Source organism: Candidatus Chloroploca asiatica (genome assembly GCF_002532075.1).
Lineage (GTDB): Bacteria > Chloroflexota > Chloroflexia > Chloroflexales > Chloroflexaceae > Chloroploca > Chloroploca asiatica.
The window spans coordinates 1-10,355 of record NZ_LYXE01000045.1 but is presented as its reverse complement, the minus strand read 5'-3'; the positions used below and the strand labels follow the sequence as shown (position 1 = coordinate 10,355).

Annotated in this window: 11 protein-coding genes and 1 riboswitch; of the genes, 3 read left to right on the top strand and 8 right to left on the bottom strand. The window is 61.8% G+C overall.

Translation table 11 applies throughout. The features are described 5' to 3' along the window. Positions 1-437: 437 nt before the first annotated feature. Positions 438-878, bottom strand: a complete 441-nt coding sequence (locus A9Q02_RS04015) for an RrF2 family transcriptional regulator (RefSeq protein WP_097651073.1) — start codon at positions 876-878, stop codon at positions 438-440. 192 nt (positions 879-1,070) lie between these two features. Here A9Q02_RS04015 and A9Q02_RS04010 point away from each other — a divergent pair, with 192 nt between their 5' ends. Further along, entirely contained in the window at positions 1,071-1,466 is a 396-nt protein-coding gene (locus tag A9Q02_RS04010) for a pyridoxal-phosphate dependent enzyme (RefSeq protein ID WP_281256867.1), read from the top strand. Positions 1,467-1,577: 111 nt separating this feature from the next. Here A9Q02_RS04010 and A9Q02_RS04005 read toward each other — a convergent pair whose 3' ends face one another. The 6 genes from A9Q02_RS04005 to A9Q02_RS03985 all read right to left on the bottom strand — a co-directional run bounded on the left by A9Q02_RS04005 (position 1,578) and on the right by A9Q02_RS03985 (position 5,785). Then, positions 1,578-2,390, bottom strand: coding sequence for a sulfurtransferase (locus A9Q02_RS04005; RefSeq protein ID WP_097651072.1), 813 nt, complete (start codon positions 2,388-2,390; stop codon positions 1,578-1,580). Between the two features lie 20 nt (positions 2,391-2,410). Next, positions 2,411-2,578 (bottom strand): hypothetical protein, encoded by a 168-nt coding sequence (locus tag A9Q02_RS24100; protein WP_172450607.1) that lies wholly within the window; start codon positions 2,576-2,578, stop codon positions 2,411-2,413. A gap of 71 nt (positions 2,579-2,649) precedes the next feature. After that, a complete protein-coding gene (locus A9Q02_RS04000) occupies positions 2,650-3,453 on the bottom strand; it encodes a mycofactocin-coupled SDR family oxidoreductase (RefSeq protein ID WP_097651071.1) in 804 nt (267 codons plus the stop codon). Further along, the gene (locus tag A9Q02_RS03995) at positions 3,446-3,994 is read right to left on the bottom strand and encodes a carboxymuconolactone decarboxylase family protein (RefSeq protein WP_097651070.1); all 549 of its coding nucleotides are present in this window, start codon (positions 3,992-3,994) and stop codon (positions 3,446-3,448) included. Before A9Q02_RS03995 ends, A9Q02_RS04000 begins: the two co-directional genes overlap by 8 nt. Positions 3,995-4,006: 12 nt before the next feature. After that, on the bottom strand, positions 4,007-4,408 hold the full coding sequence (locus tag A9Q02_RS03990; RefSeq protein WP_216361438.1) for a 2-oxoglutarate and iron-dependent oxygenase domain-containing protein: 402 nt from the start codon (positions 4,406-4,408) through the stop codon (positions 4,007-4,009). A gap of 84 nt (positions 4,409-4,492) precedes the next feature. Next, entirely contained in the window at positions 4,493-5,785 is a 1,293-nt protein-coding gene (locus A9Q02_RS03985) for an O-acetylhomoserine aminocarboxypropyltransferase/cysteine synthase family protein (protein ID WP_097651068.1), read from the bottom strand. A 163-nt stretch (positions 5,786-5,948) separates the two neighbouring features. Between A9Q02_RS03985 and A9Q02_RS03980 the strand changes: the two genes are divergently transcribed. After that, complete coding sequence (locus A9Q02_RS03980) at positions 5,949-6,125, top strand: hypothetical protein (protein WP_216361437.1); 177 nt, start codon at positions 5,949-5,951, stop codon at positions 6,123-6,125. A gap of 78 nt (positions 6,126-6,203) precedes the next feature. Here A9Q02_RS03980 and A9Q02_RS03975 read toward each other — a convergent pair whose 3' ends face one another. Further along, on the bottom strand, positions 6,204-7,592 hold the full coding sequence (locus A9Q02_RS03975; protein ID WP_097651067.1) for an aminotransferase class V-fold PLP-dependent enzyme: 1,389 nt from the start codon (positions 7,590-7,592) through the stop codon (positions 6,204-6,206). Positions 7,593-7,694: 102 nt separating this feature from the next. Continuing rightward, positions 7,695-7,799: riboswitch (SAM riboswitch) on the bottom strand. 175 nt (positions 7,800-7,974) lie between these two features. Between A9Q02_RS03975 and A9Q02_RS03970 the strand changes: the two genes are divergently transcribed. Next, positions 7,975-9,786 carry an NADPH-dependent assimilatory sulfite reductase hemoprotein subunit gene (locus A9Q02_RS03970; RefSeq protein ID WP_097651066.1) on the top strand — a complete coding sequence of 604 codons (1,812 nt, stop codon included), beginning with the start codon at positions 7,975-7,977 and terminating at the stop codon, positions 9,784-9,786. Positions 9,787-10,355 lie beyond the last annotated feature (569 nt).

Here is a 10,355-nt window from a genome sequence, read left to right as displayed (position 1 = left end):
CGCCGGGAACGTGGCACACATGCGCCGTGATGCGCGGACGATGCGTCAGCTTCATTGACCACCTCCGACGAGGTGGCGGCACTGCGGTGGTCTGCATCGGTAGACCACCCGAACGACACCTTCTTCACATGGGAACGTCCATCAAGCATCTCCCTCGTCAAGATGCTGGTGGGCCGATAGCTGACGCTGAAGCGGCCATGCTGGCCCCCTGACGGGTTCCCTCAGTGCGCCCAGCGCCGCATCCCCAGAGGATAAGCGTATCGTACCGTTATTGCACACATGTGTCAATGAGTCAAAAAGAGTCAAAGATGAGGCAATATGGGGTCATGGCGGGGGTAGGGGCGTCTTCGTGGTCACGCTCGAGGAGCCGCCAGCATTGATCGTCTTTGACCCCAGCGTCATCATCTTCGATGAGCAACTGAAGGCGAGGGTAGCGATTAGATGTAGTACATCACCTGCTCGGAGTGCTGGCGCTTACGTTGGCAGATGTCGTCGAGCGTGATAGTGGCAAGCATGGCTTCGAGCCGACCACGCAGCTCAGTCCAGACTTCGTTGACCAGAGCTACATCTTCGGGCACACTCGCGCTGAGCCCCTCACGGGTTGGTTCATCAGGTAGCAGCGGCCCCTCAAGGGCAGTGAGTACTTCTAGCAGCGTGATGGTTTCGGGGGGACGGGCCAACAAATGGCCGCCCTGGGGTCCACGCAAGCTCTCGATCAGGTGCGCCCGGCGCATGGTAATCAAGAGCTGGTTCAGATAGTTTATGGGGATCCCCTGGCGTCGGGCGATCTCGTCACTCTGAATCGGTCCTTGCCCGACGCGCTGCGCGAGATCAAACAGCGCCCGCAGCCCGTAATCACCTTTGCTGGAAATGCGCACGGTGGCCTCGAATTGTGAAGCAGAATACGTAAGAATCCAGCTTTATCATAGCATTGCAACCACAGGGTGTCAATGTGTGAGCAATCCTTAGTTGCTGCGTGGCTATGGTGCCGAGCTCGTGCTCACCCCTGGCCCCGAAGGGATGAGTGGAGCAGTATTTCTGGTGTTGGCACCGGCGGTACGATCACCGGCGTGGCCGAGGTGATCAAATCACGCAAACCGACGTTCAAGGCCATCGCGGTCGAGCCGGTAGCCTCGCCGGTGCTCTCGGGCGGCAAGCCCGGCCCCCACAAGATCCAGGGCATCGGGGCGGGCTTTATTCCCGCCATCCTCAACACCGATATAATTGATGAAGTTATTCAAGTCACCAACGAGGATGCCGTAGCAACGGCGCGGCGCTTAGCGAAAGAAGATGGCTTGCTGGTTGGCATCAGTAGCGGCGCCGCCGCCTGGGCGGCCCTGGAGGTCGCCCGCCGACCCGAAAATGCCGGTAAGCTGATTGTCTTTGTTGCCCCCAGCAATGGTGAGCGTTACCTTAGCACCATCCTCTTCGCCGAGGAAGAGTCGGCCCCACAGGTGGCAATCTAGCCTCTTCCTTTTCTGCTGCGGTGCGGCTTTGCTGCACCATAGCAGAAAAGTAGTCCTCCGCTCTAGGTGTAGATAATTTATGATTTCGCTGATCCTCACGTACCAGGCAAACTACGACCCCAGGGTGCAGCCGCGCCATGCATCATCGAGCACGCGCACGTCGGGATAGCCCAGGCTGCGCAGCAGCAGATAGGTGTGGGCGGCGCGCATACCCGAGCTGCAATAGGTGACGATGCGGCGGTCGGGGGTAATGCCCTGGCGCAGCAATTCGGCGCGCAGTTCGCCCGGCGGGCGGCGTAGTGCCCACCCGCCCATTGAGGCACCGTTGCTCCACTCCCAGTGGCGCGCGTTCGGCAGATGCGCCTCAGCATACTCATGCTCGGTACGCACGTCGAGCAACAACAGGGCGCGATGGCTACTCCGGGTGTAGAGCCAACCCAGACTGGCCCAGTGCGCCTGGACGGGATTAGAGGTGAAGGCGCGTGGATAGGCCAGACACACCCCGGTGGTCACGGCATAGCCCGCCGCACGCCAGCGCTCAAGACCTCCGTTTAGTACCAGCGCACGCTGGTGCCCGTAGCGCCGCAGCGCCCAAACGACGCGCGCCGCGTGGAGGCCGCGCACATCATCATAAACAACCACGGTCATCGTGGCGTCGATCCCCATCCGGCTCGCCAGTCGGCCGAATAGGGCACCCGGCAATAACGTGACCGAGTGGTCGCTGTGGGTGAGGCTGAGGGCATTGCGCTCGAGCCAGAGCGCCCCCGGCAGATGACCTGCGAGATAATCCGTGCGCTCACGTACATCAATGATGCGCAGGTTGGGGCCTCCCTGCTGTTGAACCAGCCAGTCAGGTTCGGCAATATAGTCCGGCGTCGCAGCGTCGGCATGCTGCTGGTATGGAGCCGTAGTGCATCTGGGCATATGCGCTCGCAGTACGCCGATCAGACACCCTGATCGGCGCTAATAGCTCCCGTCAAGACAAGGATGCTCAAGAGTTCGCTGGTAACCTGGGCACCGCGCCATAATCCGGCCAGACCAAGGCCGACGGCAAACAGCGGCCAGCTTTCGTTCAACGAGGTGCGGAGTGGTTGGAACAGTTCGCGGACCATGATGGAAACCTCCTGATAAAAGAAACGATCCAGTGGTGACGGCAGGGGCGCCGTCTCGACCGAGCGCAGCCCTAGCGGGTGAGCAACCCGGCGTCAATGACCAGTTGCGTACCGGTTACATAACGGGCGCGGTCGGACGCCAGGAACAGCACTGCTTCGACCACGTCCTCGGGCTCGATCCACGGGACGGGCAGCAGATTGCCCGCCGAGCGTTCGGCAATGGCTTCGGGTGTCGTGCCCTCGAGCGCGGCCAGGCCGTCGTTCATCGGCGTATTCACGCCAGTGGGATGGATCGAGTTGACCCTGATGCCATACGGGGCCAGTTCGATCGCCAGTGCTTTGGTGAGCCCGGTGAGGCCCCACTTTGAAGCGGTATAGTGGCTCATCCGTCCGAAGCCGCGCAACCCGGCTACCGACGAGTTGTTGATAATCACGCCACGCTGCTGATCGATCAGCAGCGGGATGACATGCTTGGCCGTCAACCATGCCCCTTTGAGGTTAATATCGAGCATGGCATCCCACTGTTCTTCACTCAGTTCATGGGCCAAGCCATACGCAGCGATACCGGCATTGTTGAAGAGGATGTCGATTCGGCCCAGTTCAGTTGCGGTCTGTTGCACTGCCGCCGCCACCGCAGTCTCATCGCGGACATCGGCAGCAAAGGTCAGAATCCGCCGTCCCAACGCTTCCACCTCGGTCTGGAGGGTCTGCAACTCGTCGGCCCCAGCGAGGCGGTAGCCAGGATAGCTAAGCGGACGCGCGACATCAAGGGCAGCAAGGTCGGCCCCTGCACGAGCCAGGGCCAGGGCGACCGCCCGCCCCTGCCCGTGTGCTGCTCCGGTAATGAACGCCACCTTGCCGTCAAACTCAGCCATTGGTCGCCTCCGCAGACTCGGGACGCTGAAACGGCTCTAGGTAGGGATCGAGCGGTACCCGCAGGGCATTGTTGAACACGTTTGTCGCCAGCATCAGCGCGCCGAAGGCGGTCAGTTCAACGATCTCTGTCGGGCTCAGGAAACTCGCGAGGCGTGCATAAAGTCCTTCGTCGACATTGTTGCTGTCGGCGGCAAGTTGGCGGCCAAAGGATGCCAGGGCAGCTTCGCGCTCGTCGAGCGCAAGGTTGTCGGGATCCTCGCCGGCCTCGATGAGCCAGCGCCGGAAGAAGGACGAGCAGATCAGGCAGTCCGTCTGGGCCGAGATCGCGTGGGTAAAGATCGTCGTGGCACGGCGGCCAAGGAACGCCTCCACGGCGTGATGGAGCGGATACCATTCGAGCAACGCCTGGAGCGCAACCGGGCTATGGGCCAGGATTCGCTTCATATGAGTGGCACTGCCCGGCTCGGTGCCGAGCCGCTCCAGCGTCGCGTTCATTAGTGGGCCAGCTATGTCCTCGGGAAGCAGATCAATACGCGTCATAGGTCATCCTCTTTATACCTGGGGGCGAAACTCAGGCAGTTCCAGCAAGTCGGCGTGGTGGCGTTGAGCCACGTCAGGCAACGGCGCACGTTCGGGGCCAAAGTCCACCTGCTCGCGCCAGTCCTGCTGACCGCGGGTATACTCCTGACCCTTGCGGTTGTAGCCACGAAAGTGGGGCGAGTTGGCCATCGCGATCGCCAGCTTCTCGGCCTCGGGCAGGGCGAAGAACTGGCGTGTGTGCGCAAGTACCTGACGAATCAGCTCCGGATCGACGCCATGGCCGGTGACATAGAAGAAACCCAGCTCGTAGGCGGTGCGACGCACCTCGTCCAGGAAGACCGCACGCTCTTCGGGGTCTGCCTCAAGGCGCACCAAGTCAAGTACCGGTAAGGTCGCATACGTCGTAACAGTCAAAGCAAGCTCCTTAATAGTTTGTTATTTTCTTAGTGTTTTTGATATGCAAAAACACTAAGAAAATACAGACCACACCCCTCATCCTTACGCCTTCGCGAGCGCCTGCTCGAGGTCGGCCAGGATATCGTTGATATCCTCAATGCCGATCGAGAGGCGCACGTACTCGTCGGTGACGCCGCTGGCCTGCTGCTGCTCGGGGCTGAGCTGGCGATGGGTCGTTGTCGCCGGGTGAACCGCCAGGCTTTTGGCGTCACCAATATTCACCAGGTGCGAGAAGAGCTTGAGTTGCTCAATGAAGCGTTGGCCCGCCACTCGCCCGCCCTTGATGCCAAAGCCGACCAGGCCGCTCTGACCCTTGGGCAGGTACTTCTGGGCCAGGGCGTAGGTCGGGTGGTCGGGTAGGCCCGGGTAGAGTACCCACGCCACTTTGTCGTGCTCCTGGAGGAACTTCGCGACTGCCAGGGCATTGTCGCTGTGGCGCTGCACACGCAAGCTCAGCGTCTCCAGGCCCTGGAGCAACAGGAAGGCATTGAAAGGGCTGAGGGCGGCACCGATGTTGCGCAGCAGTTGTACGCGCACCTTGGTGATGAAAGCCAGTTCCTTGAAGGCATCCACGTAGACCAGACCATGGTAGGCCGGGGTGGGCTCGGTAAACTCAGGGAAACGCCCGTTGGCCCAATTGAATTTGCCGCTGTCGACGATCAGGCCGCCGATACTGGTGCCGTGGCCTCCAATATACTTGGTCGCCGAGTGGACCACGATGTCGGCGCCGTGCTCGATTGGCTTCCAGAGGTACGGCGTCACCGTGGTCGCATCGACAATCACCGGCACGCCAGCGGCGTGGGCAACGGCGGCGATGGCCTCCAGGTCGAGTACATCGAGCTTCGGGTTGCCGATCAGTTCCAGAAAGACCGCCTTGGTGCGCTCGTCGATGGCCGCCTTGAAGCCCTCAAGATCGCGTCCGTCCACAAAGCGGGTGGTAATGCCGCGCAGGGGCAACTCCTCCTGGAAGAGCGTGTAGGTGCCGCCGTAGAGGTCGGTGGACGAGACAATATTATCGCCCACGGTGGCCAGGGCGAAGATGCTGAAGGCGGTCGCCGCCTGACCCGAGGCCACAGCGAGCGCGGCAACGCCACCCTCGAGGGCGGCAATGCGCTGCTCGAGCACGTCCTGAGTGGGGTTGCCGACGCGGGTGTAGATGTTCCCAACCTCCTCAAGGTCGAAGAGCCGTGCGGCGTGGCCGGTATCCTTGAAGGTGAACGAGGTCGAGGCATAGATCGGCACGGCTCGCGCACCAGTGGTCGGATCAGGGATCTGTCCAGCATGCAGGGCGAGTGTATCGAAGCCCGTGAACGTGAATGGCTCGGGAGAAGTCATGAGAACGGCTCCTTTCAGAAGAGGACAAGCGAGAACTATCAGGATAGATGGGTGGTCAGACCTAATCTTAATATACTTACTCTAAATTGTCAAGTATAACCACGCGACGATCTTCCGTACCCAGCGCAGCAGAAGGTTCTGTCTGGCGCAGCGCGTGGTGCTGATGAGCACCCGCCCGGGTGTGATCACGGAGATCGTGGAGGTGCCGCTGCCCGAAGAGCGGTGGGCCGTGCGACGCGACTCGCCGCAGTTGCTGGAAGTTGCGCGCTATGTGAGCAACCGCATCGCCGACGAGGTGCGCAAGGCCCAGTTGGCCGAGCAGGAGGGAGGATACTCGTAGTCCGTCAAACCTCGTTTGACGAAGAGTACGAAGGTTTTTTCGGGGAGGGCACGCCCTCCCCGAGCCCCTCCCAACGGGTCAGCGAGTGGTCTGGATCTGGAAGAGCGACTCTACGGCCAGATCCCAATCGATTGGCTGGAACGTCCCCCGCTGCGCATCGCGCTCGTAGAAGCCGTCGAAGTCGCCGACAGTGATCGCACGCAGCGTCGCCACCAGAGCATCAACTTCGGCCTCAGTGGTATACAGACCAAAGCTGGCCCGGACGAGCCCGTCCTGTCCAGCTTCGCAGCCGGCCTCCTCGCGGGCCAGCAAGCGGCGCACATAGGGTTGGGCACAGAAGCTGCCACTCCGCACCGCAATACCCGCCTCGTAGCTGAGGATCGCCGCCACTAGGTGGGGGTCATAGGTATCGAGACAGAACGGGATAACGCCGAGGCGCGTCTCGGCGGTGGCCGGGTCGGGGTCGCCATAGAGCCAGAGTCCGGGCACCTGGGCCAGCCGATCCAGGGCATAGGCGGTCAGCTCAGCCTCATGGGCGGCGATGGCATCAAGCCCGATCTCCTCCAAGGCCAGGCAGGCGGCGGCCAGGGCAATCGCCCCAACGGCATTCGGCGTGCCAGCCTCATCACGGGCTGGGCCATCGACCCAATCGACCGTGCGCGCGCTGACCCGGCGCACGGTGCCACCGCCGGCGAGCAGCGGGGTACCTCGTTGGAAGGTGTCGGCTCGACCAATCAGGGCTCCAGCGCCGTAGGGTGCGTAGAGCTTGTGCCCTGAGATCGCCACATAATCGAGGTGCGTGCGGTCATTCAGATCGCCCAGGTCGATGCGGCGGTGAGGGGCAAGTTGGGCTGCATCGACCACGATCTCGGCACCAGCCGCATGAGCCAATTCCGCCAGGTCGTGGATCGGCGGCAGGTGGCCGGTGACATTGCTACCGCCCGTGACTGCGAGCAGGCGTACCCGGCCTGCGTACTGGCGGAGCAACGCCGCAGCGTGATCGAGATCCAACGCTCCGTCGTCGGTCGCACGAATATGCACCACCGGAGCGACGGCGCGCCAGGGCAGGTCGTTCGAGTGATGCTCGAGTTCGGTACTGAGGATCACCTGGCCCGGGGTAAGCTCAAGCCGATGGGCGAGCAGGTTGAGGGCCTCGGTGGTGTTGCGCGTAAAGATGACCTGGTGCTGGTTGGGGCGGGCACCGACAAAACGACCAACGATGGCCCGTGCGTCTTCATAGGCCGCACTGGCCGCCTGAGACTTGAGCCCGGCACCCCGGTGGACGCTGCTGTAGACGCCGAAAAAGCGCTCGACGATATTGTGGACGGACTGCAATGGTGGCGTGGTGGCGGCATTATCGAGGTTGATCGCGGGGGCTACCCTGCCATCGCGACGGGGAAGGGGCGTGTCAAGGCCGACAATCTGGGCGCGAACAGCGGCAAGGTCGTACGCGGTCGTGGCAAGCATAGCGGGTTCCTCCATCATTCCATTGAGCTTTGTGCGGGGGCCGCTGCTTCTAGTAAAAAGCCCCTTCCACACGTGTAGAAGGGGCTTCCATCCAGGCTTGCCCGCTCATCTTCCAGTAGTCGCTGCCGGAATTGGCACCGTTCCAGGGATTCCCTGGAGGTTGCCGAGGCTTCATCGGGCCGGTCCCTCTGCCTCTCTGGATAAGCGTTGATATTCAGTTGGTAATGACGTAAGCATAACTGAGTAACGTAAGATTGTCAAGTTCTTTTTTGGCCTGACATGGCGTCGATTCGGATCACTCGATTATCTTGACAATACCTAGTAGTTATATTAAATTACGTAACATCCTGTCACGCTACCTCAGTGGAAAAGCTGGAAGTCAATGGCACAGAGCAGCTATCCCGTGATCCTGACCCAGTTAACAGAGGCCCACTGTATTGTCGTGGGCGGCGGTGCAGTTGCTGAGCGCAAGGTTGCCGGGCTGCTCGACGCGGACGCACGTCCCACCGTGATCAGTCCAACGCTCACGTCTACGCTAGCTGAGTGGCACCGCGCAGGGCGCATTACGCACGTGGCGCGCGTCTTTATCGCAGGGGATCTTGCCGGGGCTACCCTGGTTATCGCGGCCACAGACGACAGCGGTCGGATGACGGCAGTTCAATACCTGTTGGCCGACGATCTGGCTACGAGCTACGGCAATAGCACGCTGCGTATCACTACACGCCAGGGCTTGCAGTTCCACGGCGTGGGCAAGTCCAGGCTCAAGCCGCTGATCAAGGCGCTGAACGAGCGCTTGGTGACCACGTACGCTGCCTGCGGTGACGTGGCCCGCAATATCATGGCTTGTCCAGTCGCCGACCTGCTGCCCGGCCACAACTATAGTCTCCAGGCCGTAGCCCAGCAGATCAACGATCGCTTCATCCCCGAGAGCACCGCCTACTACGAGCTCTGGCTCGACGGCGAGAGGATCCTTGCTGACGGCAAGCACGTCAAGGTCACGCCCAATCGCGAGGAGTCGTTCTACGGCCCCACCTATCTGCCGCGCAAGCATAAGATGGCGATCGGGCTGCCCCACGACAACTGCGTTGATCTTTTCACCCACGACCTGGCCCTGGAAGCGGTGGTGGACGGTGAGACGCTCCGCGGCTTCAATCTGCTGGCGGGCGGCGGGCTGGGCAGTACCCATGGCAAGGCCGAAACCTTTCCGCGCCTCGCCGACCAGATCGGCTTCCTCCCGCCTGCACAAGCCCTGGCAGTGATCGAAGCGGCCAGCGCCATCTACCGCGACGAGGGCGACCGCACGAACCGCAAGCACGCACGGCTAAAGTATGTGCTGGAGGATCGTGGCGTGGCCTGGTTCCGCGAGGAGTTGGCCCGTCGGCTGGGCTGGGCCTTGGACGCGCCGGTGGAGGTTGGCGTCTACGCCGCCCACGACCACCTGGGCTGGCAGCAGCAGACCAACGGCAACTGGCTGGTGGGCATCTGGGTAGCGAGTGGCCGGGTCAAGGACGAGGGTGCGCAGCAGGTGCGCACCGGGTTGCGGGCAATTGTGGAACTGACCGGTGCCGAGGTGCGCTTGACCGCCCAGCAGAATATTGTTCTGGCACACATCGCGCCCGCTCACCGCACAGAGGTCGAGGCGCTGATTGCCGCATACGGCATGGCCACGGTCGAGGGTGAAGCCGGGCTGACCACACTGCGCCGCCACGCCATGGCCTGCCCGGCGCAGCCCACATGTGGGCTGGCTGTGGCCGAGGCTGAGCGCTATTTGCCCAGTCTCCTGGGCGAGCTAGAGGCTCGCGATTTCGGCAACGAGCGGGTCAACCTCCGGCTAAGCGGGTGCCCGAACAGCTGCTCGCGCCCGCCCACAGCGGAGATCGGCATCATCGGGCGGAGCCTCGGCACGTACAACGTCTATGTGGGCGGAAGCCCCGCTGGCACCCGCCTGGCCAGGCTCTATCAAGCTGACGTGAAAGCTGCCGATCTGTCTGGTCTGCTCGGCGACCTGCTCGCACGCTGGCAGGGCGAGCGTGTACCTGGCGAACCCTTTGGTCAGTTACCCAATCGTAAACGATTGGGCTTGTCTCTGGCGCTACGAACCCGAAGGTCAGCATCCGAGACGTTCGGCCTACTGACAAAGGCCCTGTCGGGCGAACCCGACAGCGAGTGCAGATGCAGAAGCATACGACCTTGAACCTTTTACCCGTTCGAGGATTCCCGAACGGAACCGGCAAGATTCAGTTTTCAAGGTGCGTTTCAACCGTCTCCACCGGCGAACCGGCTTCGTGCCTTGCACACGAACAAGTGTACCACAGAACATATTTTTTGGCAATAGAAAGCGGCAAACGGCGCTGTGGGCTAAAGCCGCTCAAGCAGGGCGCTTCCTCCCAGCCGTAAACGTGCTGGGCTTCCGCGCCTAAAGGCAAGCAACTGTGACTGGGCAACGCGAAGCGGTCTTGGCCAGGGCTGGCATGCCGCGAAGGGGCGCGCCGACTGAGTCGCTATCAATAGTATACTAAATTACCTCAATAACTTGACAATAGACCAGAATGGCGCTACAATGCGCTCCAGGTATAGTGCTCTACCGTAGGAAGGGTGCGCGAGGCAACCTGGTTCCCTCGCATCTTCCCTCACCCCGGCGGGGCGTGGGGCGCAGCCCATATGCATGAACGTTAGCGTCTCGCGGGCCTTCCGGTGGGGGGTTTGGGGGCCGCAGGCCCCCAAGAATTGCTTATATGGTAGTGCTTTTTGCCAGCTTCGCTG

Bases quoted from the DNA above. Each gene is read 5' to 3' on its own strand.
- A9Q02_RS04000 (WP_097651071.1), bottom strand. From the start codon at position 3,453: ATGGCTGAGTTTGACGGCAAGGTGGCGTTCATTACCGGAGCAGCACAC.
- A9Q02_RS03985 (WP_097651068.1), bottom strand. From the start codon at position 5,785: ATGACTTCTCCCGAGCCATTCACGTTCACGGGCTTCGATACACTCGCC.
- A9Q02_RS03970 (WP_097651066.1), top strand. From the start codon at position 7,975: ATGGCACAGAGCAGCTATCCCGTGATCCTGACCCAGTTAACAGAGGCC.
- A9Q02_RS03975 (WP_097651067.1), bottom strand. From the start codon at position 7,592: ATGCTTGCCACGACCGCGTACGACCTTGCCGCTGTTCGCGCCCAGATT.
- A9Q02_RS03995 (WP_097651070.1), bottom strand. From the start codon at position 3,994: ATGACGCGTATTGATCTGCTTCCCGAGGACATAGCTGGCCCACTAATG.
- A9Q02_RS03980 (WP_216361437.1), top strand. From the start codon at position 5,949: ATGAGCACCCGCCCGGGTGTGATCACGGAGATCGTGGAGGTGCCGCTG.
- A9Q02_RS24100 (WP_172450607.1), bottom strand. From the start codon at position 2,578: ATGGTCCGCGAACTGTTCCAACCACTCCGCACCTCGTTGAACGAAAGC.
- A9Q02_RS04005 (WP_097651072.1), bottom strand. From the start codon at position 2,390: ATGCCCAGATGCACTACGGCTCCATACCAGCAGCATGCCGACGCTGCG.